Raw genomic sequence first — 23,673 nt, 5'->3', positions numbered from 1 at the left:
ATTGCGACATAAGCCGGACCGGCGTGAAAGTTTCCCACCCGGTAAGTGCCGATAACCGGATTGCCGCAGGAATCCGCCGCGCGTCCCGGCGCCGGCGGCGCCCCGGCTTGACTGAGCCCCGGGACGGTCGAACCCTGAGAGTGGATTTTCAGGGCAGGCAGTTGCAAGGAGGATCTGTTGAAGCGCAGTCGCACGTTGCCGCTCGCCTTGCTGGCCTTCGGCGGGGTGAGTGTCGCGGCGCCGAGCACGGCCGCGGCGGCAGCCATTCCCACGTGCACCTACAGCTACAGTGTAAGCAGCCAGTGGTCGGGCGGGTTCAGCGCCCAGCTGACGGTCGACTTCGCGATGACCACCGCGTCCTCGGGCTGGACGGCGGGCTTCGACTTCGTCTCCAGCGGCCAGCACGTGACGACGAGTTGGAACGCGAACATCGTCCAGTACGGCGAGCACGTCACCATCACCAACAGTCCGTACAGCCCGGCGACCATGCAGCAGAGCGGCTCACTCACCGTGAACTTCATGGGCACCTTCACCGCCGGCAACCCGGCTCCGGTCGACGTGACCTTCGACGGGGTGGCCTGCTCGTCGTACTCCTGGAACGTCTGACCGCCGCGCGGCGCTCGGCCCGCCGCGCGTACACTCTCAGGCCGCCATAGACACCGGGCCGTCCGGAAAATATCCCGGACGGCCCGGTGTCTTTTTGTTTGTCCGGATTATTCGCGCCGGACTGCATTTCATCGCGGTATGTAATACTCCTTAGTCCTGGCCGAACATTACCCCTAGCGTGCACCATACCGGCACGAGGCTAATAAACCGGTACATTGAAGACACCGCTCCGCATTGCGGTAAAAGGCGTCACCGGGCCTAAGCAGGGCTTCTGAGCAGGCATTTTGCCGATATTAACGGCTTAACTCGGGCGCACGCTCGGCAAACAAGAAATAAGTTCGATCCATTGGACAAACTTCAGCGCCCTGAGTCACCATGTTTCTTGGACGGGATGCTCCACGGATATTACGGGAATCCCGAATGGCTACCCGTCTGCGCAAAAAGAGCACGGGGAGGAACATGCCCAGAAAATTGAGGGCGGCCCACGGCCTTTTGGCCGTTTCGCTCGCCGCCTCAGTCACGTTCGCAACCACCTCGAATGCCGCAGCGGCAGGCACGATCTCGCCGGCGACCGCGGGCGCCACACCGAATGTCCAGGTACCTTCGCGCACGGTGACGCTCGTCACCGGCGACAGGCTGGCCCTCGCGGACGACGGCCAGGTCACGGTGCAGTACAACGCGAGCCGGCGCAACATCTCGTTCACCACCTACAAGCAGTCCGGGGACGTCTACGCCATTCCGTCGGACGTCCAGCAGCTGGTGCTCACCGGCCAGGCGGACCCGTCGCTGTTCGACCTGACCCGGCTGCTGGCCTACGGCGCCAAGACGCAGAGCACCGCCACTGACGTGATCGTCCAGTACGCCCCGGGCGCGGGCACTTCGCTGCGCTCGGCACTCGCCGGTCCGAACGGCGGCGGCGCGAAGATCACACACCGCCTCAGCTCCGTCAACGCGCTGGCCGTGCGGGCGCCGCACGCCACCACGTCGACATTCTGGAACTCGGTGACCACCACCTCCGGCCACACCGCCAAGCTGCGCCCGACGGTGCACAAGGTGTGGCTGGACGAGTTGCTCAAGCCCACCGACCAGCAGAGCACCCCGCAGGTCGGCGCGCCGACCGCGTGGGCCGCCGGGTTCGACGGCACCGGCGCGAAAGTCGGGATCGTCGACACCGGCATCGACGCGACCCATCCCGACCTGGTCGGCAAGGTGGCGGCCGCCCAGGACTTCACCTCGGACGGCAACACGAACGACGACGTCGGGCACGGTACGCACGTCGCCTCGATCATCGCCGGCACCGGCGCCGCTTCCGGCGGCGCGCAGAAGGGCGTCGCGCCGGGAGCGACCCTCGTGAGCGCCAAGGCGTGCACCGCGGCGGGCTGCGAGCAGTCGGCGATCATCGACGCCATGCAGTGGGCCTCGGCGCAGCCCGGCGTCAAGGTGGTCAACATGAGCCTCGGCGGCGCGCCCTCCGGCGGGAGCGACCCGCTGGACCAGGCCGTCGACAACCTGACCGCGAGCAGCGGTGTGCTTTTCGTCGTGGCCGCCGGTAACAGCGGTCCCGGATACGGGACCGTGGGGTCACCCGGCGAGGCGGACGCCGCGCTGACCGTCGGCGCGGTCGACAAGTCCGACGCCATCGCCTCGTTCTCCAGCCGCGGCCCGCGGATCGTCGACTCGGCGCTCAAACCCGACATCACCGCGCCCGGCGTGGCGATCACCGGGGCGTGCAGCTCGACCGGGACGTTCTGCAGCCCGGGCCAGACCTATGTGCAGCTGTCCGGCACCTCGATGGCCACGCCGCACGTCGCCGGCGGCGCGGCGGTCCTCGCCGAAGCCCACCCGACGTGGAGCCCGGCGCAGCTCAAGGCCGCGCTGATGGGTTCGGCGAACCCGAACTCGTCGCTCGACACCTTCACGCAGGGCGCCGGCCGCCTGGACGTCGGGCGCGGATACGCCCAGCCGGTGCTCGCCGACCCGCCGAGCGTCAGTCTCGGCCTGCAAAACGGGCCGCGCTCCGGTTACCCGACGCTGACCCGCACCGTCACCTACTCCAACACCACCGCGAGCCCGGTGACGCTCAGCCTGAACTACGCCGTCGACGACCCGACCGGCGCGCCCGCCCCGAGCGGCATGTTCAGCCTGAGCGCATCGTCCGTGACGGTGCCGGCGAACGGCCAGGCCACGGTGACGCTCACCGCGAACCTGTCCGTCAACGGCCCCAACGGCCGCTACACCGGGTTCATCACGGCGACCAGCGGCACGCTGCGGGTCGAGACCCCGATCGGCGACGACCAGGAGCTCACCTACGCGGTCACGGCCGACGTCACCGGACGCGCGGGCGGCGCGCCGTCCTCGTTCGCGGTCTACTTCGCCACGACGGTCGGCAACACGATCTTCGTGTACGGCACCGGCGGTGGCGGCGGCCAGACCTCGGCCACCCTGTCCCTGCCTCCGGGCACTTACATGGTTTACTCGAACGTCTACGACGTCGACACGCAGGGCAACCAGAGCCTGTCGCTGCTGTCCTATCCGCAGCTGACCGTCAACGCGGCGCAGAATCTCACCGTGGACGCCCGCACGGCGAGCGCGGTCTCCGCATCGGTACCGGACTCCGCGGCCACGCTGTTGCGCACCGAGGTCGGCGCCCAGTTCACGCCCAACGGCGCCCTCGGGCCGTCGGTGAGCACGAACATACCGGCCGGCACGAGCGTGTACACCGGGCAGCTGGGCCCGGCGAACTCCTTCGTGTTCGGCTTCCTGTCCAAGGTGGTCTCGACGCTCTACGACCCGGGACCGGGCGGCGGCGTGACCGACTCCCCGCACCTGTACCAGGTGGCCAACTTCATCAACCAACAGATGCCGACCGGGCTCGCCCAGAACGAGACCGCCGCGACCCTGGCGACGGTGAACGCGGTCTTCGGCGCGCAGCAGGCGGGCGACAGCGGGTACGCGGTGGGCATCGCCCAGCCGAATCAGCAGCCGAATTTCACCTCGTCGTTCACGGTCGCGGTCCCGTTGACGCTGCCGGCCCAGCAGGTCCAATCCTTCAACACGGACAACGGCGTGCGCTGGTTCTCCACGTTCCAGGAGCAGGACCCGAACGGTAACGACGTCAATGACCTCACATCCAGCCTGACCGCCTACACCGGCGGCAGCACCACCGCGCACGTGTGGAACAAGCCGGTCTTCGGACCGGCGTTCACCACCACGGTGGGGCCGCTGAACTGGGTCATCCGCACGGGCGACCTGATCTGCCCCGACGTGCCCCTCACCGGCGACAGCTCCGGTGACGCCGGACACCCGGGCCTGACCACGAGCACGTCCGGTTCGCTCACGCTCAAGCTCAACGGCGCGGTCGTGGGCTCCCAGTCCTACCCGAACAACTTCAACTACTGCTACCCGGTCCCGGCCACGTGGAGCAACGGCTACGAGCTCGACGCCAGCGTCCAGCGCGCGTCCGGGGTCCAGCTGTCCACGAATATCAGCGCTGTGTGGACGTTCAGCTCGGCGAGCGTGGATCCGAACTCGACGCTGCCGCTGCAGATCTGGGCCGCCTCCTTCGCCCCGAGCCTGAACTCCGCCAACACCGCGCCGGCGGGCGTCAGCTTCCAGATTCCGGTGACGGCGCTGCCGCAACCGGGATCGGCGGCGGCCGGTTTGCAGGCTCTGACGGTGGACTACTCGACCGACGACGGCACGACGTGGCAGCCGGCGGCGGTGTCCACGGTGAACGCGCAGACCGGTAGCTACACGGCGACTGTGATGCACCCGAACATCACCGGGTTCGTATCCCTGCGCGCGCACATCACCGACTTCGCCGGCAACACGGCCACGGAGACCATCACCCGCGCCTACCAGATCGCACCGGGCGCCTGATCAGATCCGCTCTGCTCGATCCATCCGGTCGGATCTCCTGCGACCGGATGGATCGGCGCGCGGCGTGCCGCAGCGCGCCGCGGTCCGCGTCGGTGGGAGGATGCTGCGAAGCACGGCCGGAAACCGGACGAAGAGTGCGAAGAAGCCAGTGGGCGCGGCGGCGAGCAGGGGTGACGCGGTGAGTGCGGTTGCTGTGGTGACCGGGGCGGCGCAGGGTATCGGCCGCCGGGTCGCCGAGGTGCTGGCCGGGCGCGGATATGCGCTCGCGCTGGCGGATCTGCGCGAGCCGGCCGAAACGCTCGGCGCGGTGCGTGAGCGGGGCGCGAGAGCGTTCTCGCTGACGGGGGATGTCTCCAGCGAACAGTACGCCGCCGCGCTGACCGACCGTGTGCTCACCGAATACGGCCGGGTCGACACGCTGGTGAACAACGCGGGCATCTCGTTGCTCGCCCCCGCCGAGCACACCACGGCCGAGCAGTGGCGGCGCGTGCTGGAGGTGAACCTGACCGGTCCGTTCCTGCTCTCGCGCGCTCTGGGCGCGGTGATGCTCGCGGCCGGCTGCGGTTCGATCGTGAACATCGCCTCGATCGCGGGCCTGCAGGGCGTTTCGGACCGCGCGGCCTACAACGCCGCCAAACACGGGCTCATCGGCCTGACCCGCACCCTCGCCGCCGAGTGGGGCGGACGAGGGGTACGCGTCAACGCGGTGTGCCCCGGCTGGGTCAAGACCGGGATGGACGAGGCGGATCAGGCGTCCGGGGGCTACCGCGACGCGGACATCACCGCGCGGGTGCCGATGGGCCGCTTCGCAGTCCCCGACGACATCGCCGCGGCGGTGGCGTTCCTGGCCGATCCGGCCGCGAGCGGGTTCGTCAACGGCGTGGCGCTGCCGGTCGACGGCGGCTGGACGGCGGACGCGAGCTGGAACAGCCTGCGTCTGCGCAAGCGCTGACCGGGGAACGGCGGCGCGCGCACGACGGGCGGCGGCGCGCCGGAACGCGATCGGCCGGTGTGGCCGCGCAACGATCAGTGAATCCGGCATCGCGTGGAGTATGCTGAAGGTTACCGAGGGTACGTCGCACGTCGGCTTCCAAGCCGGCCTCGCTCCCGGCGCTCACGACGGGCCCGACGCGGGCCCGGATCGGCGGACCGCATGACAGCCCTCGGAAATCCCGCAGCCCGCGCTCCTGCCATGCCTCAGTCCGTCGGCGCACTCGGTTTCGTCAGCGCTCGGGGATTCGGCGCGGCGACACGCCGGTCACTGCGCCGCCGGCCCGCGCGGGACAGATCCGAGCCGCATGCGATCGCGGGGCTCGCGCGGCGCTACCCGGCGCCGGTGACGCAGTTGCCGAATCTGCGGGTCGGCGTCAGCGCCGCCGGAGCGCACCTGCTCGTGCGACTCGACGGAGAACTCGACATAGCGTCCAGCAACCTGCTGGCCCGACGCCTGTCGGGCCTGTTGTCCCGGGAGCACCCGCGGATCGTCGTGGACCTCGCGGGCCTGAAGTTCTGCGACGCGGCGGGGCTCGGTGCCTTCGTGAAGGTCAGCCGTCTCGCCGCGGCCCGCGGCGGCTGGCTGCGCATGTCGGCCGCGCGGCCGCGGATGCTCAGGCTGATGCTCATCACCGGCCTGTCGGGCACGCTGCCCGAGTACGAGACGGTGCACGACGCGCTGGCGGGCTCGATGAAATGCCATGCGCGCGCGACCACGCTGCGCCACCCGGCGCCCGATGCCGTCGCCGCGGCCGCGCGGGAACCTGACGATGAAGACCTCTGCGATCACGGCGGCGTGGCGTCAGCGAGCTGATCGCCGTTCGGACCACGCCCGCGATGACCGCGGCAGCAGCCAGAAAGGCCGCGAGACCACCGGCCGCGCATGTCAATGAGAGTTCTACCGAAAAGTAAGCAGGCTGAGAAGAATGGTCATGTCGACTACAGGCACAGTCAAGTGGTTCAACGGCTCCAAGCACTACGGATTCATCGCCCCCGACGGGGGCGGGCGAGACGTGTTCGTGCACAGATCGGCGCTGCGGCACTCCGGCCTCGCCGAACTCCAGGACGGCGCGCGGGTCTCCTTCGATCTCACCCAGGACGCGGAACACGCGTTCGCGGCCAACCTCGTGCTGCTTGAGGCACAAGCGGACACCAAGGCTCCCGCGGAGACCGAGGCACAAGCGGAGACCGGGGCCCACGCGAACGTCTGAGGCACAGCTAGGCGTGGCGTGCGCGCGACACGCGGCCACCCCTCGGTCGCATGGTGCCGGGACCCGACGCGAACGTGTAGGCTTGACCGGATATGGGGCGCGAACGCGACGCGGATCTGAAGGATTCAGATCAGGGGCGCTCGCCCTCCGAGGGAGAAGAAACGTATGGCAACCGGCACTGTGAAGTGGTTCAACGCGGAAAAGGGCTTCGGGTTCATCGAGCAGGACGGCGGCGGCCCCGATGTCTTCGCCCACTACTCCGCGATCGCCACCCAGGGCTACCGCGAACTGCGCGAGGGTCAGAACGTCACTTTCGAGGTCACCCAGGGCCCCAAGGGTCCCCAGGCCGCGAACATCCTGCCGCTCTGATCGCGGAGGAATCCGCTGTGCGGCGTCCCGGTGACGCGAACCCGGGGCGCCGCACGCCGCAGTACCGCCCACCCGCAGCGGGGGTGCGCGAACTGCGCCCGTACATGCACGGCAAGGGATCGGTGGCGGCCACGGGGCGTGGCGCCGCGACCGTCTCGCTCATGACGCCTTGACAATCCGCCGCGGCCTGCCGCAGGCCGTCTCGCTGCTGCGGCGCGCCGTCGCGTTGTGGTCCGGTTGTGGACCGGCCCGCGCTCGCGGGCGGGACGCGCCACACGGCACGGACCGGTCCATTCCAAGCCGCTCAACCCGCGCACGGAACACCGATGTTGCGGGGAGCCGCAGCCGCCGGCAGGAGTAGCCGAACACGCTGCTGTGGCCAGCCTAGTACCATCCAGCCGTAAGTCTAAAGGCCCGCCCCAGCGGCGCGGGCGAAGTCAGCCCCTGGGTGCCCGCAACCGGGCCAGGGCCTCGTTGAGCAGGATCTCGGCGTCCGAGTCGCTGCGGCGTTCGCGGACGTAGGCCAGGTGTGTCTTGTATGGGGCGACGGCCTCTTCGGTCGGCGGGTTGTCCTGGTCGCGTCCCGCGGGCAGGCCGCAGTGCGGACAGACCCAGAGTTCCGGTATCGGCGCCTGGACGGCGAAGCTCGGCCCGCACCGGTGGCCCCGGCTGCAGAAGTACTCGACCTGGGTGCGTTCGGCCGAAAGGCCGCGGGTGCTGTCGCCCGAGGGACCGCCGCCGATACGTTGGCCGCGAATCCGGCCGCCTCTACGATTCAACCCGACCATCTCCTTGGTGAATGTCCCCGGTGCCGAGCCTCTGCCCGAGCCTCTGCCGTATGCGGACCGATCGCGGCCGGCCCCGCGACCGGGCCGCGTGGCTATCAGGCCTCTGGTCCTCGGGGTTCGTCGGATACACGGACGCGCTCAACGCCTGGATGCCGCCGCGAGCCCGGCGCAGACCGCGCACCTGCCGGGGGCGTCCAGGTATGCGAAATCGTGTTCGCGCTCGTCGATGTCGGCCGGCAGACGGGACCGCCCGCACAGGGACGGGGCACCCGGCGCGCTCGCCACCCGGACCGCATGCCCCTTGCGCAGCGCCCGCCCCGTCGGTGTGTGCACCGTCGTGGTGGTCTGCCAACCGGTCCCATACCGGACGAAGAAGTCCACGCGTTTCCATCGAAGTAGTCTGTCTGCGGGTATGCGGAAGGACTCTCGCACCGGTCAGACGATCCCGGGGTTCGTGCGCTCGATCCGGCTCAGCTGCGTCCCGGTCTCCTCAGCCACGCGGTAGTAGGAGGTGCGGGCCAGCTGCTCTCCGCGCTGCGCGTTCTCAAGGTGCTCCCGGGCCGTGGCGGCGGCCGCGGACAGCGGCGCGTTCAGCGTCTCGCCGAGGAATTGGGCCGCCCGCTCGGCACGCTCGCACGCCGCGCGCCAGGCGCGCTGGGCCGCCCGGCGCCGCGCGACGAGTTGGTCACGGCTCTCAAACGTCCGGGCGGCCGGTGCCGGCGGGAAAGAGAGTCCTGATTCACCGTGCCGCGGACCGCTGCCGCGCCGGCTTGGCTGAGCCCGGCCGGTGGGATGAGCGTGGTCTGCTGGTAGGAGGGCGTCCATGACGGGACCGCCGATCTTCTCGCGCGAGCGAGACGGTTTTCGCCACACGATGTGGCGTGAGGTTCATTCTACACGGCAAATGTCACCGATCGTGATCAACGCTGTCGCGTGCCGCGCCCGCGCCCGGTAGTCGTTTCCGGGCACGGGCGGGCTGAGACGGGCGGGATCAGCGCGCGCGGCCGCGGAAACGCTGGGACGCCTTGGCCGCTCCCCCGGAACCCGCGGACGGCGCGCCCGAAGCGCGGACCGGCTTTCCGCCGGAGCGCGCCGAACCGGCGGCGGCGACGGAATCCGCGCTCTTACGCGCGGCGCCGGCGGCGTGTCCGTCACCGGATCCGCTCCGGACGGAACCGCGCCGGCGCCGCTGAGCGGGCTTGCCGGCGGACGGCACGATGCCCGCCGGTCCGGGCCTTGTCAGGTCTGCCGCGGAACCGGTCAGGGTGGCGATCCGCGCGGGGTCGGCGAGGCTGCGCTCGCCCGGGGCCAGAGTCCCGATCAGCGGGTCACCGGGAGCCAGGCGGGTCGTGGTCGCCGTGATCCTGGCCTTTCGGGTCAGGTCGCGCACCTCGCCCACCTGCGCGTCGGTCATCAGGGTGATGACGGTACCGGAGTTGCCGGCCCGCGCGGTACGCCCGGAGCGGTGCAGGTACGCCTTGTGTTCCACCGGCGGATCGGCGTGGACGACCAGCGAGACGTCGTCGACGTGGATGCCGCGCGCGGCGATGTCGGTGGCGACCAGGGTCGTGGCCTGTCCCTGCGAGAAGGCCGCGAGATTGCGGGTGCGGGCGTTCTGCGCGAGGTTGCCGTGCAGTTCGACCGCGGGCACCCGGGCGGCGGCCAGTTGCCTGGCGAGCTTGCGCGCCCCGTGCTTGGTGCGGGTGAACACGATGGTGCGGCCGGGTGCGGTGGCCAGCTCGATGAGGATCGGCAGCCGGTGCTCGGCGTCGATGTGCAGCACGTGGTGGGTCATGTCCGGGATCTCGGAGTGCTGCGAGTCGACCGCGTGCGTGACCGGGTTGCTCAGGTAGCGCCGCACCAGTTGGTCGATGCCGTTGTCCAGGGTGGCGGAGAACAGCAGCCGCTGGCCGCCGGCGGGGGTGGCGTCCAGGATGCGCTTGACCATCGGCAGGAAGCCGAGATCCGCCATGTGGTCGGCCTCGTCGAGCACGGTGATCTCGATGGCGTCGAGGATCGCGTGCCCCGCGCCGACGTGGTCGAGGAGCCGGCCGGGGCAGGCGATCACCAGGTCGATGCCGGAGCGCAGCGCGGAGATCTGCGGGCGGGCGGACACCCCGCCGAAGACGACGGCCGTGCGCAGGCCCAGCGCGTCCGCGAGGGGCTTGGCCGCGTCGTGGATCTGCGTGGCCAGTTCCCGGGTCGGCGCGAGGATCAGGGCCCGCGGCCGGTTCGGGCGTCGCTTGCGCGGCGTCGCCGCGAGCCGCGTGAGCACCGGCAGCAGGAAGCCGAGCGTCTTGCCGGAACCGGTGCGGCCGCGCCCGAGCACGTCGCGCCCGGCCATCGAGTCCGGCAGCGTCGCGGCCTGGATCGGGAACGGGACGGTGATGCCGCTCGCGCGCAGCAGCCCGGTGAGGACCTCGGGCACGCCGAGCTCGGCGAAGGTGGCCGTGGACACGACAGCGGACGTGGCCACGGACGTGGCCGCAGACATCGCAGGCTTGGATGTGGCCGCAGACGTGGCCGCAGAAGTGGTGGAACGAATGGGGCGGCGTGCCGCCATGAAGACTCCGAACGTGGGAATGGCCGCAGCTCAACAGGAACACCGGCGGTGGGCGCAGTGCCGACTGCTGGCTGAGGGTCCCGGCAGTCACGGGGAGCGTGTCAAGATCGCGGCGCGGGCCTGATGGCTCCCGCTGGTTTTCATTGTAGCGCCTTACCGTATGCGCGGCGCCATCGCCCGCGTTCGTCCATCAGATCACCGGGGCCGCCCGCGGATCGTGCTCGACGCTCCCGGTCAAACCTCCACGACAGCGCCGACGCTGCGTAGGTGTCGCAATGCCTGGCGGTAGGAGTCGAACGCACTGCATTCGCGGTATGAGATGCCGCGCTCTGCGCAGAACGCGCGCACGAGCGGCCGGGCGCGTTTGAGGTTGACGCGCGGCATGCTCGGGAACAGGTGATGCTCGATCTGGTAGTTCAAGCCGCCGAGGACCCAGTCGGTGACCGGTCCCCCGCGCACGTTGCGCGAACTGAGCACCTGGCGGCGCAGGAAGTCCGCGGCGTCCTGCTCGCTCGGTCCCGGCATGCCCTTGTGATTGGGCGCGAACGCACAACCCAGGTAGACGCCGAACACCGCCTGGTTCACGGCGGCGAACGCCAGCGCGCGTCCCCACGAGAGCAGCAGCACGAGCACGGTCACGTACGCGGCGACGTGCAGCACGAGCAGCCCGCTCTCCAGCAGCGCGCCCCGGTCGCGCCGGTGCAGCAGGGATTTGATGCTTCCGTAGTGCAGGTTGAGACCTTCGAGCGTGAGCAGGGGAAAGAAGTACCATGCCTGATACCGGGCGGCCAGGCGCCCGAGCCGCCCGCGGCGGGCGGTCTGCCCGGCGGTGAAGACCAGTGCGCCCGCGCCGACATCGGGATCGCGCCCGACCTCGTTGGGGTGCGCGTGATGGCGGTTGTGCTTGTCCACCCACCAGCCGTAGCTCAACCCGATCAGGGCATTGGCATGCAGGATCCCCACCAGGTCGCCGGCCCGGCGGCGGCGCAGGATCTGCCGGTGCCCGGCATCGTGGCCGACGAATCCGATCTGGGTGAAGACGACCGCGAGGTACCCGGCGGTGAACAACTGCCACCACGTGTCCCCCAGGACGACGAACAGCACTCCCGCGCCGGCGAGCAGGGCCGCGGTGACGGCGGTCTTGACCGCGTAGTACCCGATCCGCCGCTCAAGCAGCCCCGCTTCCCGGACCCTGCGCAGCAGCTCGGCGAAATCGCTTCCCCTCCCCTTCCCCGCGGACACGCGCGCGTAGACCTGCTCGGTCATGGTGATCCTCTCGCCGTAACAACACACGGTCAGCCGGACTGATCACCGGGCGGGCGGGGACTGGACCAGGACGAGATATCGGGCGGGCTGACGGCCTGATCGCCCCAGTATGCGCTTCGGCGGCGTGTTATGGCACATTTCGCGTCGGCGACTTCTCCCGCTTCTCCCGCCCGGCCTTGATCACCGTGCCCGCGGCGCTGAACGCACTGGTGCTCCCGATGATGATCCCGATGGTGCTCCAAGCGGACGGGTCCTGCCGAAGCCGCACCGCCACCCCGCCATGAAGCCTTGATCGCGCTGTGGCCGGCGGCGCCGCGCGGACAGCGGCAGGGTGTCAGAACAGGAGTAAGCTGACAGTACCGAAGGTATTTCGCAGACCGCCTCAGCGGCGGGATCGTCTCCGGCGAACGGCGATTCCGGGCGATCATCAGCCCGGGGACAGGTCGGCACCATGGCCGCGACCGTCACCCCTCCTCCCGATTCAGGGATCCCCGCGCCGCCCGACGCGCGCGTCAGCCTCAAGGCGCCGAGCCCTCACCCGGGCATGGTCAACGGCGCGTGGTGGCCGCGCTCGCGCGACCTCACACGTGAACTGCCGTCCCTGATCGCGGCTCTGGACAAGGCTTGGGGCAAGGTCGACCGGGCCACCGTCAATGTGAATATGTGGCCTGATATCCCTCGGCGGGTGCGCACGGGAACGCACGTGGTGCGTGTCGGCTGGTTCGACGCGGAGCAGGACCCGCACGACATCTGTCTTCTGTCCTACCGCCGCGGCGGGCGCTGGGATCTGCTGGTCGTGCCGCCCGAACTCGACGCCGACACCGCCGCGCGTCTGATGGCCACAGCGGCCGAAGCCGGCAATATGCAGACCGCGACCGCGCTGCTCTCCGCCGCATCGACGTGCGAGCCGGAGTCCGCCGACGCCGGGCGCGCACCGGACCGGCAGCCGGATGACGGTCGCGAGCCGGCGGTGGCCGCGGCCGTCAGCGCTCTATGAGCCGCGGCCGTCAGCGACGAGGGCTGTGACAGGGCCGTGACCGTCGGCTGAGAGAGCGTCCTTGGGGCCGGACGGCAGCCCGGATCCCCCACGCCGCGATCAGGCGGAGTCCGGACCCTCGGGGCTGACGGTTGTGTTCTGCGGGCGGGCGAGCAGTTCGACGGCGTTGCTGGTGCCGTCGGCGGTTTGCCGGGCGAGCTCGGACAGGTGCAGATTGTGGTTGCGGGCATAGCGGCGCAGCAGGTTGAACGCCTCGTCGACGCTGATGCCGCGGCGCTCGGCCAACACCCCCTTGGCCTGTTCGATCGTGACTCGGCTGCTCAGCGCGTTCTGCAACTGGCTGGCGAGCAGCTCCGCCTGATACAGGCCGCGTTGGGCCAGGATGCCGATCGTGGCCACGTCCGCGAGGGCCTGCCCGGTGCGCACGTCGCCCTCGCCGAGGTCGCCGGGGCGGGCACAAAACAGGTTCAGCGCTCCGATGACCGTGGTACGCAGTCGCAGCGGCAGGGCGTGCACGGAGACGAACCCGGTGGCCTGGGCCGCCTCGGCGAAGCGGGGCCAGCGTTCTTCGCTCGCCCCGAGGTCGGCGTTGACGACCTGTACGCCGGTGCGGAATGCCTCCATGCAGGGGCCGGCGTCAGCCTGCAGCTCGAACAACTCCAGCAGGCGCGCGCTCTCGGTTGACGCGGCGGTGGCGTGCAGCTGCCCGTACTGGTCGGCCAGCATGATCCCGGCGGCGTCCACGTCGAGAAGCTGCACGCAGCGCCCGGCCACGGTGTGCAGGAATTCGATGACGTCGAAGTCGGCCACCAGGGTGTCGGCGGCCTCGACGAACGCATCGATCAGTTGTTCTTCGCGGGTCACGCTCATGTCCTCACGATAGGCCCGTCGGGGCGCCGCGGGCAGCGCACACCGCTCACAGTCATCACCGCTTGTCGTTCTCGAAGCGCAGGCGGCGGGCCACCACGTCGGCGGCGACCTCGGCGATCAGCCGGTCCTCGACGTACGCGTGGGCGCGCAGCCGCACCAGCGCCTCGGCCAACGTCACCCCGAGCTGGGCGCTGATCATGCCGGTGGCCTGGTGAACCTGCGCGCGGAAAGTCACGGGCTGCGACCAGTCCGGCTGCGGACCGCCGCTCGCGGCGCCGCCGGGGTCGGCCGCGGCGGCCTGTCGGTGCAGGAGCAGCAGGGTGACCGCCTCGGCCAAGGCGAAGGCGTCCGACAACGCGGCGCCGTCCAGCGACCCGGGGTTGGCCCGGTACGCCTGCAACGCGCCGACGTGGATCGCTCCGATCCGCAGCGGCAGCGCGAACAGGGCACGCACACCCAACGCGGCAGCGGCGGGTACGAACACCGGCCATCGCGCCGCCGCGGCCTCCAGGTCGGAGACCAGGACCGGGGCCCCTGCGTCGACATCCATGCCGGGGCCCTGGCCGAGGGTGAACTGCAGGTCCTCCAGCGCGATGCTGGTCGCGTCCTGACCCCAGACCAGCACCTGGCCCGAGGATCCGGTACCCAGCCCCGCGCAGACGCCGTCGACTCCCAGGGCCGCCGCGGCCTGCGCGGCGACCGTCGGGGGCGGGTTCGCGCCACGCTGCCGGTCGTCGCCAAGCAGCGTGATGACCACGGCCATCCGCTCACTGACCACGAAGGTGACACCGCCTTCCCGCGGCCACAATGCGAGCACTCTCTCGAGGTTCAGACCGGCTTGGCCACACCTTGGCACCCTATCCGTTGCCGGGGGCACGGGGTGCTGCTATGCAGCGACTGGGCCGTGCCCGGGCCGCTGAGCGTCTCGGCGGCGTCGGACCGGGTCTCTCACGCCGCGGCCGTGTGCGCCCTACAGGTCGTATTTCCCCGCCACCAGGGCAATCAGGCAGTGCGGCCGCCGCCGGCGGACCGTTTCAGGCAGCGCGCCGCGATCTCTTCCAGAGTCTGATCGCCCGATCGTTCCGCACTGACGCCCGCGGCGGTAGCCTTCCAGTAGTAAGTCATGACGCTCCAGACCTCGGCGCCGTGTAGCCAGCGCATGATGCGTCCTATGCGCGTTCCGGCCGGCTCACGGTCGTGCTACGCCTGCCACGCACTCAGTGCTCCCGCACGATCGAGCGTGAGGCCGTACATGGACATCTTCCCGAACCGACGCGACGAGCACACGGGTCTGATCACCGTACGCGGCGATGTCGACCTGGCCACCGCCGGCGAATTCCTGATGCGGCTGCAAGTGCTGACCGCACCCGCCATCGGGCCGATCACGCTGGACCTTTCGCAGGTCACGTTCATGAACAGCGCTGGCCTTCGAGCCCTGATAGCCTTCGACCGCCTCGTGAACGCGACCGGCGGCAGTGTACGCCTCGCGGTGATCTCGCCGCCGGTGGCGCGGGTCCTCGAACTCACCGCGCCGCACCGGGGCTCGGTCGACGTTCCGGTTCCAGGGCCGGGACCGCGCACCGTGCCCGCGTCGAGTCTTCAGGACACGACGTAATCCGGCAGGCTGTGACCGTGCATGGCGGGATCCCGCTGGTCCTGCAGGACAAAGCACATGATCCCTCGGGACACCGTCCGCCGGGCGGTCGCGGGCCGGTCGCTCACCGCTCGTCGTGCACGATGACGAGCGGGCAGGCCGCGTGATACAGGACGGTTTGGTCGGTCGAGCCGAGCAGCGCGGTGCCGATGGGGTCCTGACCGCGGGCGCCCAGGACGAGCAGATCCGCGTCCGCCGAGGCCTCGACCAGCGCGGGGCCGGGACCGCCGCGGATCAGCTTGACCGAGACGGCGACGTCCGGATGCTGGCCGGCGTGCGGTGCCAGTTGCGCGCTGAATGCCTCCTGCGCGGCCTGATGGAGTCGGTGCAGTTCCGACTCACCCGCGTAGGGCGCCGCCTGGAGGACGGCTTCATCGAGCGCGTGCACCACGTGCACGGTGCCCCCGCGGCGTGCCGCCTCCTGGATAGCGAAGGACAGGACCTTTCCCCGGTCCGCCGGTCCGTCCACACCGGCGACGATCCGCCCGCGGTTCGCCGCGCTGTCGCGAAGTCGAACGGCGCCGTCGCGTACCACGACGACAGGACAACGCGCGTGTTGTGCCACGTGGGCGCTGACCCGACCGAGCAGCCTGCCTTGTCCTGCGCCCGCTCCGCGCGCCCCGACCACGAGCAACTCAGCCCCGTGAGCCGCCTGCACCAGGATCTCCGCCGCGTCGCCGACGGCCGGTTCAGACCGCACCTCGACATCCGCGGCCAGCCGGGCCGCACGGCGGCGGCTCTCGGCGAGGACCGCGTCGGCTCTCGCCGCCAGCGCTTGCGCATCGTCCCGCGTGCCCGCCGCGCCGTCCTGCGTGCCCGGCTCGCGACCTGCCGACGGCTGGTCGACGTGGCAGACGGTGACCGGGGCGCCGCGAAGGCGGGCCTCCGCCAGCGCCCAGTCGAGCGCGCCCACGCTGTCGGGCGAGCCGTCGAATCCGACGACGATGGGGCTGCCCGCCTCAGCCATTGCTACCTGCGAGGACATTCGCCAGCAGCGCGCCGAGCACCCGCAGACCGGGTCCCGGCATCGTGGTCAGGGCCGGCCGCTCGTAGCCGCGCGGTCCGCCAGCGCAGCGCACACCGTATCGCCCGCCTGCCATTTGACCTCTTAGCTTGCGTCTTTCCAACACGGCCAGGGTCCAGAGCCGACTCAGCCGCGATCTTACACCTACCCGGTGCAGTTAGCGGTTTGGCGAAACACGGGCGCCATCCACGTCCGGATCCGGAGTGCGTGGCCGGGGCCACGCCCCGCACGACCGCGACGCGAGCGCAGTTAGCTGACGTCTGCCGGCAGTCGGGCCCCGGCTGATCCGCCGAACCGCGTAGATATGAGTGTTGCGTTGGCAGAACAACTCGATTCCTGGCTGAAGGCCCAGCGTGTACCGAAGGACGTGTGGCCCGCCGTCTCGCAGATCATTGAGACCACCGACGCGTTCTGTGATGCGCACCTGGACGCCGAGTACGCGGATCTGTGCCGGGCGCTGGCCGGCACGCTCGGCCGAAAGCGGCCCTCGCCACTGTCCCGCGGAGACCGGCGGATCTGGGCCGCGGGAATCGTGCACACCGTCGGCTGGGTCAACTTCCTGGCGGACCCGGCGCAGAAGCCCCACCTGCGCACCGAGCAACTGGCCGAGTTGCTCGGGGTGAAGCAGACCACCATGAGCAACAAGGGCGCGCTCATTCGGGGACTGCTGCACATCGACCGGTTCGACACGCGGTTCGCCCGCAAGGAGATGATCGAGAAAAACCCGTTCACGTGGCTGGTCGAGGTGGACGGCCTGCCGATGGATGCGCGCTTGCTGCCCGAGCAGGTTCAGCAGGAACTGGTGCGCTGCGGGATCATCCCCCACGTCTCCCGGCGGGACGGGCAGTGAGCACGCGACGAGGCGGATCTTACCGGCCACCGGCCACCGGCCACCGGCCACCGGCCACCGGGAGTTCAGCCCACCGCGTGTGCGGCCACTGTCAGACCTTGCGGCCCACCGCCGCATACCCGCTGTAGCGCTCCGGGTGATCGACCGGGGGCTCTCCCGGGTCCGGGCGCCACAGCGGTAGATAGGAGACCCCGGGCTCGACGAGTTCGAACCCGTCGAACAGCGCGTGCACCTGAGCGCGGGTGCGCGCGTGGATCGGCGTCGCGGAGCGCTGGTAAATCCGTTCGTGGTCGCGCATCACCTCGCCCACCCCGTCCACAGTCGCGTGACTCAGAGCCAGAAGACTGCCCGGGGCGACGGCATCCCGGTAGCGGGCCACCACGGCGGCCGGACCGTCCGCGTCGGAGACGAAGTGCAGCAGCGCGACCATCATCACGGCCACCGGTTTGGAGAAGTCGAGCAGGCTCCGCGTCGCCGGCGCGGACAACACGGTCTCGGCATCGCGTGCGTCCGCGTGCACGATCGCCGCGCTCTCCACGCCCTCCAGCAGCCGTCGGCTGTGTGCCACCGCCACCGGATCTATGTCCACGTACACCACCCGGCACGCCGGATCCGCCGAGGCGGCAACCTCGTGCACGTTGCCTACCGTCGGTATCCCCGACCCTAGATCAAGGAACTGCGTAACCCCCTGCGCCACCAGAAAACGCACCGCGCGCCGCAGGAACGCCCGGTTCGCCCGCATCACCAACGGCAGATCAGGCCAATGGCTCACCGCCACGCGCGCCAAATCGCGATCGGCCTCGAAGTTGTGCGAACCACCCAAGTAGTAGTCGTACATTCGCGCCGCGGACGGGCGCTCGATCTCCACCTCGTCGGGTGCCCACTGCGGGCGGTACGACATCGCAGACCCCTTTTCCCCGGCATCGACAGGTACGGTCGGCGGCCGCGCGATGGCGCGCCGCATCGTGACAGTACCCGCCCGTCGATCTGCCCGACGCGCCGGGAACCAGGACAAGCCGCGGTGCCAAGCCGCAGTGACAAGCCGGCGCTGCGATGCGACGTTGGAATGCACTCCCGGAGCGAAGCAGGCTACTGTTTCTCGTGGCCGCAATCCGGGACAGACGTGAGCGTGTCGCCATCATCAAACCGGCGATCAGAGCAGCGACGGCGCTGGGGGCGAGGTTGTCCGGTAGGTCGAGGCATGATGCAGGCAGCCCGGAAAGGCTGGTCTGCGATCCGCGGATCCCGCGCAAGGACGCTCAGCGGCTCGCGGGAGCCGATCGCAGCAGCGCGATTCCATTCAGTTCGGCGCGGGCGAAGCCGCAGCTGTCACGCCGGCCGGTAGACAGCGCGCGGTCTTTCGCGCTGTTCACGGCCTTCAGTGCCCTGGCCCTCTGGTACGGCGTGGTCGCGAGCCTGGCACCTCCTGATCCGAGTCTCGGATGGGCGGCGTTCCTCATCCCGTTCGCCCTGTGGACGTCCGCTATGGCGACGCGTCGGTGGCGGCAGGCTTGGGCCCGCCCGAGGCCGGCGTTGCTGCGCAAGTATCACCGCCGCTACGTCGTACCGAGTGCCGACCTGGACCCGGAAGCCGGGCTGGTGTGGTCGCGAGCATCGCAGGCAGCGGACACGATCACCGGATCTGACGTGGTCAAGGAAAAGCGCGCCGACTGGGCCCTGCTCTCGAGCGCGCTGCCGGAATGGCTGTGGGAGATCGCGCAACGGCTCGCCGGTGTCTGCGAGCTGCGCGCCAGGCAGAACGAAATCCTCTCCGGTCTGGATTCCGCCGCCCCGCAGGTCGCCGAGATCCTCGACCGGCAACGCCGCGCGGCGGACATCGTGGTCGCGGACGTTGAACGCAGGGTCCGACGACTCCAGGAGCTGGCCGGCTGGGCGGCCGAGGCGGATGGCGCGATTCGCAAGCTCCGGGCGATGCGGGAACTGGACGCGCTCAATGACGCGCACGCGGACCTGCTCGCCCGAGTCGAGAGCACCGATGCGACCGACGCGTATGAGGCCGAAGTGCTGGCGCGGGATCTCCAAGCCGTGATCGCGCACGCGGACGAGGCGGCCGGTCGGGCGATCGATGCCGCCGGTAGCCTCACGTTGCCCGATGAATAGCGCTCACAGCGCAAGCCGGACGCGTTTCCGGCCGGACGCGTTTCCGGCCGGTCGGGCGGCCTGCCGGGAAGCAGGCTCACAGCGATGCGGCGGGCCCCACTGTCAGTGCCGCGCAACGCGCCGAAACGCTGACTCCTGGTTTCACTGCGCGGTAAGGCCGAGGGCTTGGCGCAGCTCGTCGGGATCGACCATCGCGGCCGCGGACCCGCCTTCATACTCGGCGCGGCGCCGGCGCCATGCGACATCGTCGATCATGGCGAGAACCTCGTCGCGGGATGCGCCGCCCGCGGCCAGCGCCTGCCGCGGGGTCAGGCCGTCGACCGAGGCCGAGTCGATCAGGTTCCTGGTCAGGGTGCCCCGGGAGATGTGCGCGGAGAGGGCCGGCTGGTCCGGGCCCAGCGGAAGGAAGTAGTTCTCGAACACCAGGCGGCGCGGCTCGGGCGCAGCGGCCTCCACGCCATGGCGCCGCCGGATCGTGCGGGCGCTCTCGCTCAGAGTGCGTTCGGTGACGCGAGGGCCGGTGAGTTCCTCCACACTCTGCACGGTGCGGCGCAGTTCCTTCGCCTCCGCCACGCGCTCGCGTACCAACTCGATGAGCACAGCCATCCGGCTCTCCGAATTCGTGGTCACCTTGACCACCCCGGCGAGGCCGTCGAACTCAAGGGTGCCCAGGTTGTGAAACGAGCCGTTCTCGAGCTTGCCGACCAATTCGATGTGCTCGCCGTCGAACCACAGGAACCTGTCGGGCATGCGCTCATGGAAGGCCAGGTACCCGTTCAGGTCACGCAGCGGCGGGTCGGGAACCGGCTCGCAGTCCTCGATCAGGGCGATCCAGGATTCGTACACGTCGGGAAGAGCGAGCACGGTGTTGCACAGCCGGTACTCCTCCTGATCCAGGTTGACCAGCTCGATCGGCCCGGTGCGATCGCCGACGATCAGTTCGAGGATTCTGGGCGCGAAGCCGCCGGCGACGAGGGCGGCCGCGTCGGGCCGCACCGGACCGTCGCTGAACAGCTTCTGCGCTTCGCGCCGATCCTCCCGGTTGACCCAGGCGGCCGCCCCCAGAGCGCGCGCACGGGTGCCGTCCCACAGAAAGCGTGCCGCAAGCAGATCCAGCCGCCCCACCGACGAGGACAGCAAGCGGTCGTCGAGTTCGACCTCCTGCGGGCCGCCGACCAGGCTACGCAGCCGCACCCGGAAGCCGGGCCGGGTCCAAGTGACCTCGTAGAGGTCCATCGGCGTCGAGAGCCACCGGCCGAGTAGCTCGCGTTCATCGTCGCGCAGCAGGAAACCTCGCTCGGCCAGGAACCGCTCGGCCGCGCCCCCGTCGAGGATCGCCAGGTCCAAGCACATGGAAGCGGCGCCGACCTCTCCCAGGGCGTGCGCGAGAAGCCGGTCGTGCACCTCGCTGCGGGCGCCACGCTGGGCGTAAGTGGCGATCATCGCGTAGAGGGCCACCGCGCGGTCGGAGAGCGGGTGCTCGGCTGCGGCGGCGTCCTTCGCCTCACAGCACCCCTTGTACTTGCGCCCCGAGCCGCACGGGCACGGTTGGTTACGACCCGGTCGGCCGCTCACCATCGGAGCGCGACGCAGATCTTCAAGGCACGGCAGCACGTTCGCGGCGATCGAGTCCTCGCTGATCGACGAGGCCAACCGCCAGGCGCGTGCCCAATCCCCCGCGCACAGCGCGTACTCGGCCGCGTCGCGCACCGCGGGCAGCAGCTTGGGCTCCAGGTCCAACGCCTCGGTCACGAGCGCACGCGCCGACTCTGCCCGGCCGCCGCCTTCGGCGACCCGTGCACGCAGCAGCAGCGCCGCGGCACGTAGTCCAGCGGGCTGATCGGGCGCGGCCGCCAGCGCGTCGAGGCCCGCAGACCAGGCGAACGCGCCCGGCGCGACCCGCGCGGCCGCCGCCTCCACGTGGTGCGCGACCAGATCCAGCACCGCCGCATCGGCCAGGCGATGGCGCTGCGCGACCGCGGGTCGCGCGTCGCCCGCTGCCAACGCCGCGAGGAAAGCCAGCGCGTCGCGCCGGTCCCGCTCGTCCACGTGGCCGCGCGGACCGAAGCCCCGGCTCAGCAGCAACTGAGCGGGAAGGCCGAGACGGGCGAGCAGATCGGATGCGAGAGCATCGTCGGATCCGTCACGCAGGAGACGGACAAGGTGTGCGACGCGGTCGGAATCCGGCTGTGACATGGAGCAAGATTGTACTTCCGCCCGCGCCGCACGATGCACAAACGCCAGGGCGCGCAAGACCACGGCATCGTGGCAGGGACGGCGGCCGACAGCGGCGGATCAACCTCGGTCAGCGCGACGATCGCGGCGGTGATCTGATCGATGCGCTCCAGACGGATACGGCACGGGAACGGCGGGGTCAGGAAGACATCACCGAGTGGAGATTCGCGCGCCGGACCCGGTCACCAGGGGTGGCCGCCGCTGCTGTGCACCAGCGCGAGGACCATGGTGACCGCGCCCAGCCAGAGGCCGGCCGGGACGAGTCGGGTCGGCGGCTCCTGGTCGGCGAGAGCGGACCAGCCGGTCGTGCAGTACCACGGCATGGCCCAGGGAGCGGCGACGATCCACGCGATCGTGGTCAGGTTGACGGCGGTGGACGGTTCGGCTGCGGCGACGACGCGGCGGAACAGCAGCACGATGACGGCGATCATGAGCAGCGGCCAGAGCACCCCGATCGCCGTCAGGGTGGCCGCCGGGCCGAACACGGCCCGCCCGGCCAGCCACGGAAGGTCCCAGACGGAGGGCAGCGCGACCAGCTTCGAGACCGAGGCCAGCGGCGCCAGCGCACTCAGGCCGAACGGCACATACAGGGCGACGGCGGTGAACAGGGCGGAACCGGTCAGGACCGTCAACGCCCGATGGCGCCGCTGCGCCAGCAGACAACCGGCGATGGTGGCGGCGACCAGGCCGGCGTCGATCTTGGTGGCGACGGCGACGCCGAGCACGCCGCCCGCGGCAAGCTCACCGGGCAGCCGGCTGCCCGGGCGGCTGAGCCGCAGCGCCGCGATCGTGCCGGCGGCGACCAGCGTGTCCACGTGCCCGCCGGTCACCAGTACTTCGATGAGCAGCGGATTCGCGGTCCACAGCAGCGTGGCGCGCACCGGGTCGCCGGAGCGCAGCAACAGCCAGAGGCCGACGCCGAGGAACACGAGCCCGTTGAAGATCAGCACCATCCATATGGTCAGCCACGGCCGGTCGCCGCCGATGCGGGCCGCCGCCTCCTGGATCCAGGTGGCGATCGGCCCGTAGACCGAGGGTGTGTTCTGCCAGCTCTTACTGATCAGAGAGAAGTAGGCGGTGTGTTGGAGCGCGTCGTCCGGCGTAGTGGTGTAGGGGTCGTAGCCGAGCGCGGCCAGCCGACCGTAGGCCGCGTAGCTGGCCGTGTCGCCCGAGCCGACCGGCGTCAGGTTCACGAACCCCAGGACGAACAGTGCGCTGACTGCGAACAGCACGCGCGGATCGGGCGACCACCCGCGGGCGTGTGCCGCGAGCATGCCGGTCAGTCCGCCGCAGGCGAGGAGCACCCCGAGGATCATCACCGGGTAGGTGAGCCACGCCGGCTGGGACGGCAAACGGCAACCGGACCAGCAGGGTGTTGACGTTGGGGGCGGAGGCACCCACCAGCATCAGCAGCAGCAGCCCGGCACAGGACATCGCACCCGCGGCGCGCGCAGTGCCCAGCGGCCCGTCCAGGTAGCGGCGCCGTACGCGAGTGTGCAGCGCCGGGGCCTCGGCGCATTGCGGTTCACCGGCGCCGAGGGCCGCCTCGTCGCCCAGTTGGGTGATGTTCTTCATGCCACCGGTTGTCGTCATGGGTCGGTGCCCTCCGGACGGCCGGTCTCGGCCCTATTCGGGCGCTGAGCCGTCCATGCTTGGATCTCAAGGAGACTTCTGATACGTCACTGCCGTCGAAGGGGTCTCCTCCCGCTCACACCGAAAGGATCAAGCCACCCGTGTTCCGTGCCGCGGTTGGACGGGGTCCGTCAGACTTCTGAACGCCTGGACAGCGGACCCGCGTGGGCCGTGCGCGTCCGCGACGGCGATTGCCACCGCGAAGCACCCCCTGGCAACATGAGACCGGAATGGGCGGCCGACGCCATCGGGGTTTGCGCCGGATCCGTCCCGGGTTCTCTCCCTAAGGGTTGGGGTTGGCATGATCAAGGGCGAGGTCATTTCGTTCGACCGGATCAAGGGCTACGGCTTCGTCGCCCCGGAGTCCGGGGGTGAAGACGTCTTCATCCACGTCAACGACCTCTGTGGGGACAAGAACCTGTTGTCGCCAGGCTGCATAGTCGAGTTCAGGACCGAGGACGGGGTTCGGGGCCTCAAGGCGTCCGAGGTCACCGTCGTGCAGCCGGCCGCCGTCCCTGCCGCGTCGACGGGCACGTCGACGGCCGCCGCCACGTCGATCCGCCGGGTGGCGCTCGCCTCAGCCGCAGAAGCCTCATCCACCGACCCCACCGACCC

General features: G+C 70.3%; 25 protein-coding genes. 12 read left to right on the top strand and 13 right to left on the bottom strand.

What is annotated here, in order from left to right; all coding sequences use genetic code 11:
• Window positions 1–177: 177 nt before the first annotated feature.
• Complete coding sequence (locus KGA66_RS17565; protein ID WP_211469231.1) at window positions 178–606, top strand: cellulose binding domain-containing protein; 429 nt, start codon at window positions 178–180, stop codon at window positions 604–606.
• A gap of 293 nt (window positions 607–899) precedes the next feature.
• Here the strand turns inward: KGA66_RS17565 and KGA66_RS31690 are convergent, their stop codons facing one another.
• Window positions 900–1,232, bottom strand: a complete 333-nt coding sequence (locus KGA66_RS31690; protein ID WP_211469230.1) for a hypothetical protein — start codon at window positions 1,230–1,232, stop codon at window positions 900–902.
• Between KGA66_RS31690 and KGA66_RS17555 the strand changes: the two genes are divergently transcribed.
• The 6 genes from KGA66_RS17555 (at window position 1,219) to KGA66_RS17530 (ending at window position 7,231) form a co-directional block, all read left to right on the top strand.
• Window positions 1,219–4,485, top strand: coding sequence for a S8 family serine peptidase (locus KGA66_RS17555; protein ID WP_211469229.1), 3,267 nt, complete (start codon window positions 1,219–1,221; stop codon window positions 4,483–4,485). The two genes, KGA66_RS31690 and KGA66_RS17555, sit on opposite strands and share 14 nt — an antisense overlap.
• A gap of 178 nt (window positions 4,486–4,663) precedes the next feature.
• Window positions 4,664–5,437, top strand: coding sequence for an SDR family NAD(P)-dependent oxidoreductase (locus KGA66_RS17550; protein WP_211469228.1), 774 nt, complete (start codon window positions 4,664–4,666; stop codon window positions 5,435–5,437).
• 240 nt (window positions 5,438–5,677) lie between these two features.
• On the top strand, window positions 5,678–6,292 hold the full coding sequence (locus KGA66_RS17545) for an STAS domain-containing protein (protein ID WP_211469227.1): 615 nt from the start codon (window positions 5,678–5,680) through the stop codon (window positions 6,290–6,292).
• Window positions 6,293–6,410: 118 nt separating this feature from the next.
• Window positions 6,411–6,689: a cold-shock protein gene (locus tag KGA66_RS17540; RefSeq protein WP_211469226.1), complete on the top strand. Its 279-nt coding sequence runs from the start codon at window positions 6,411–6,413 to the stop codon at window positions 6,687–6,689.
• A 165-nt stretch (window positions 6,690–6,854) separates the two neighbouring features.
• Window positions 6,855–7,058: a cold-shock protein gene (locus KGA66_RS17535; RefSeq protein ID WP_211469225.1), complete on the top strand. Its 204-nt coding sequence runs from the start codon at window positions 6,855–6,857 to the stop codon at window positions 7,056–7,058.
• Between the two features lie 17 nt (window positions 7,059–7,075).
• Window positions 7,076–7,231 carry a hypothetical protein gene (locus KGA66_RS17530; protein ID WP_211469224.1) on the top strand — a complete coding sequence of 52 codons (156 nt, stop codon included), beginning with the start codon at window positions 7,076–7,078 and terminating at the stop codon, window positions 7,229–7,231.
• 264 nt (window positions 7,232–7,495) lie between these two features.
• Here the strand turns inward: KGA66_RS17530 and KGA66_RS17525 are convergent, their stop codons facing one another.
• The 5 genes from KGA66_RS17525 to KGA66_RS17505 form a co-directional block, all read right to left on the bottom strand.
• Window positions 7,496–7,837 carry an RNA polymerase-binding protein RbpA gene (locus KGA66_RS17525; RefSeq protein WP_246508010.1) on the bottom strand — a complete coding sequence of 114 codons (342 nt, stop codon included), beginning with the start codon at window positions 7,835–7,837 and terminating at the stop codon, window positions 7,496–7,498.
• 147 nt (window positions 7,838–7,984) lie between these two features.
• Window positions 7,985–8,227 carry a hypothetical protein gene (locus KGA66_RS17520; RefSeq protein WP_211469222.1) on the bottom strand — a complete coding sequence of 81 codons (243 nt, stop codon included), beginning with the start codon at window positions 8,225–8,227 and terminating at the stop codon, window positions 7,985–7,987.
• A 54-nt stretch (window positions 8,228–8,281) separates the two neighbouring features.
• Window positions 8,282–8,671: a hypothetical protein gene (locus KGA66_RS17515; RefSeq protein WP_211469221.1), complete on the bottom strand. Its 390-nt coding sequence runs from the start codon at window positions 8,669–8,671 to the stop codon at window positions 8,282–8,284.
• A gap of 166 nt (window positions 8,672–8,837) precedes the next feature.
• Window positions 8,838–10,340: a DEAD/DEAH box helicase gene (locus KGA66_RS17510; protein WP_211469220.1), complete on the bottom strand. Its 1,503-nt coding sequence runs from the start codon at window positions 10,338–10,340 to the stop codon at window positions 8,838–8,840.
• Between the two features lie 303 nt (window positions 10,341–10,643).
• Complete coding sequence (locus tag KGA66_RS17505) at window positions 10,644–11,675, bottom strand: fatty acid desaturase family protein (RefSeq protein WP_211469219.1); 1,032 nt, start codon at window positions 11,673–11,675, stop codon at window positions 10,644–10,646.
• Window positions 11,676–12,126: 451 nt separating this feature from the next.
• On the opposite strand from KGA66_RS17505, the gene KGA66_RS17500 reads away from it, so the two are divergent.
• Entirely contained in the window at window positions 12,127–12,672 is a 546-nt protein-coding gene (locus KGA66_RS17500) for a DUF5994 family protein (RefSeq protein WP_211469218.1), read from the top strand.
• A gap of 99 nt (window positions 12,673–12,771) precedes the next feature.
• On the opposite strand, the gene KGA66_RS17495 is transcribed toward KGA66_RS17500, so the two are convergent.
• Window positions 12,772–13,542, bottom strand: a complete 771-nt coding sequence (locus KGA66_RS17495; protein WP_211469217.1) for a GAF and ANTAR domain-containing protein — start codon at window positions 13,540–13,542, stop codon at window positions 12,772–12,774.
• A 55-nt stretch (window positions 13,543–13,597) separates the two neighbouring features.
• On the bottom strand, window positions 13,598–14,359 hold the full coding sequence (locus tag KGA66_RS17490; protein WP_211469216.1) for an ANTAR domain-containing protein: 762 nt from the start codon (window positions 14,357–14,359) through the stop codon (window positions 13,598–13,600).
• Window positions 14,360–14,794: 435 nt separating this feature from the next.
• Between KGA66_RS17490 and KGA66_RS17485 the strand changes: the two genes are divergently transcribed.
• The gene (locus tag KGA66_RS17485) at window positions 14,795–15,157 is read left to right on the top strand and encodes an STAS domain-containing protein (protein ID WP_211469215.1); all 363 of its coding nucleotides are present in this window, start codon (window positions 14,795–14,797) and stop codon (window positions 15,155–15,157) included.
• 103 nt (window positions 15,158–15,260) lie between these two features.
• Here the strand turns inward: KGA66_RS17485 and KGA66_RS17480 are convergent, their stop codons facing one another.
• Together KGA66_RS17480 and KGA66_RS17475 are read right to left on the bottom strand one after the other, a co-directional pair.
• Complete coding sequence (locus KGA66_RS17480; RefSeq protein ID WP_211469214.1) at window positions 15,261–16,163, bottom strand: universal stress protein; 903 nt, start codon at window positions 16,161–16,163, stop codon at window positions 15,261–15,263.
• Window positions 16,156–16,296 carry a hypothetical protein gene (locus KGA66_RS17475; protein WP_211469213.1) on the bottom strand — a complete coding sequence of 47 codons (141 nt, stop codon included), beginning with the start codon at window positions 16,294–16,296 and terminating at the stop codon, window positions 16,156–16,158. Before KGA66_RS17475 ends, KGA66_RS17480 begins: the two co-directional genes overlap by 8 nt.
• 240 nt (window positions 16,297–16,536) lie before the next feature.
• Between KGA66_RS17475 and KGA66_RS17470 the strand changes: the two genes are divergently transcribed.
• Window positions 16,537–17,070, top strand: a complete 534-nt coding sequence (locus KGA66_RS17470) for a DUF6398 domain-containing protein (protein ID WP_211469212.1) — start codon at window positions 16,537–16,539, stop codon at window positions 17,068–17,070.
• Window positions 17,071–17,161: 91 nt separating this feature from the next.
• Here KGA66_RS17470 and KGA66_RS17465 read toward each other — a convergent pair whose 3' ends face one another.
• Window positions 17,162–17,971 (bottom strand): SAM-dependent methyltransferase, encoded by an 810-nt coding sequence (locus KGA66_RS17465; protein WP_211469211.1) that lies wholly within the window; start codon window positions 17,969–17,971, stop codon window positions 17,162–17,164.
• A gap of 746 nt (window positions 17,972–18,717) precedes the next feature.
• On the opposite strand from KGA66_RS17465, the gene KGA66_RS17460 reads away from it, so the two are divergent.
• Window positions 18,718–19,191: a hypothetical protein gene (locus tag KGA66_RS17460; RefSeq protein ID WP_211469210.1), complete on the top strand. Its 474-nt coding sequence runs from the start codon at window positions 18,718–18,720 to the stop codon at window positions 19,189–19,191.
• 141 nt (window positions 19,192–19,332) lie between these two features.
• On the opposite strand, the gene KGA66_RS17455 is transcribed toward KGA66_RS17460, so the two are convergent.
• Together KGA66_RS17455 and KGA66_RS17450 are read right to left on the bottom strand one after the other, a co-directional pair.
• Window positions 19,333–21,387 (bottom strand): SEC-C metal-binding domain-containing protein, encoded by a 2,055-nt coding sequence (locus KGA66_RS17455; RefSeq protein WP_211469209.1) that lies wholly within the window; start codon window positions 21,385–21,387, stop codon window positions 19,333–19,335.
• 221 nt (window positions 21,388–21,608) lie between these two features.
• Entirely contained in the window at window positions 21,609–22,778 is a 1,170-nt protein-coding gene (locus tag KGA66_RS17450) for an MptA/MptB family glycosyltransferase (RefSeq protein ID WP_211469208.1), read from the bottom strand.
• A 581-nt stretch (window positions 22,779–23,359) separates the two neighbouring features.
• Here KGA66_RS17450 and KGA66_RS17445 point away from each other — a divergent pair.
• Window positions 23,360–23,673, top strand: a 314-nt coding sequence (locus tag KGA66_RS17445; RefSeq protein ID WP_211469207.1) for a cold shock domain-containing protein, incomplete at its 3' end; no start/stop codon positions are given.

The sequence above is a fragment of the Actinocrinis puniceicyclus genome, from assembly GCF_018283645.1.
In the GTDB taxonomy this organism is placed as follows: Bacteria; Actinomycetota; Actinomycetes; order Streptomycetales; family Catenulisporaceae; genus Actinocrinis; species Actinocrinis puniceicyclus.
This window is presented reverse-complemented; position numbering and strand designations above follow the sequence as displayed.

Coding starts and splice junctions, on each gene's coding strand:
- KGA66_RS17545 (WP_211469227.1), top strand. CDS start 5,678: ATGCCTCAGTCCGTCGGCGCACTCGGTTTCGTCAGCGCTCGGGGATTC.
- KGA66_RS17480 (WP_211469214.1), bottom strand. CDS start 16,163: ATGGCTGAGGCGGGCAGCCCCATCGTCGTCGGATTCGACGGCTCGCCC.
- KGA66_RS17495 (WP_211469217.1), bottom strand. CDS start 13,542: ATGAGCGTGACCCGCGAAGAACAACTGATCGATGCGTTCGTCGAGGCC.
- KGA66_RS17515 (WP_211469221.1), bottom strand. CDS start 8,671: ATGGACGCCCTCCTACCAGCAGACCACGCTCATCCCACCGGCCGGGCT.
- KGA66_RS17465 (WP_211469211.1), bottom strand. CDS start 17,971: ATGTCGTACCGCCCGCAGTGGGCACCCGACGAGGTGGAGATCGAGCGC.
- KGA66_RS17455 (WP_211469209.1), bottom strand. CDS start 21,387: ATGTCACAGCCGGATTCCGACCGCGTCGCACACCTTGTCCGTCTCCTG.
- KGA66_RS17475 (WP_211469213.1), bottom strand. CDS start 16,296: ATGGCAGGCGGGCGATACGGTGTGCGCTGCGCTGGCGGACCGCGCGGC.
- KGA66_RS17535 (WP_211469225.1), top strand. CDS start 6,855: ATGGCAACCGGCACTGTGAAGTGGTTCAACGCGGAAAAGGGCTTCGGG.
- KGA66_RS17500 (WP_211469218.1), top strand. CDS start 12,127: ATGGCCGCGACCGTCACCCCTCCTCCCGATTCAGGGATCCCCGCGCCG.
- KGA66_RS17540 (WP_211469226.1), top strand. CDS start 6,411: ATGTCGACTACAGGCACAGTCAAGTGGTTCAACGGCTCCAAGCACTAC.
- KGA66_RS17485 (WP_211469215.1), top strand. CDS start 14,795: ATGGACATCTTCCCGAACCGACGCGACGAGCACACGGGTCTGATCACC.
- KGA66_RS17505 (WP_211469219.1), bottom strand. CDS start 11,675: ATGACCGAGCAGGTCTACGCGCGCGTGTCCGCGGGGAAGGGGAGGGGA.
- KGA66_RS17510 (WP_211469220.1), bottom strand. CDS start 10,340: ATGTCTGCGGCCACGTCCGTGGCCACGTCCGCTGTCGTGTCCACGGCC.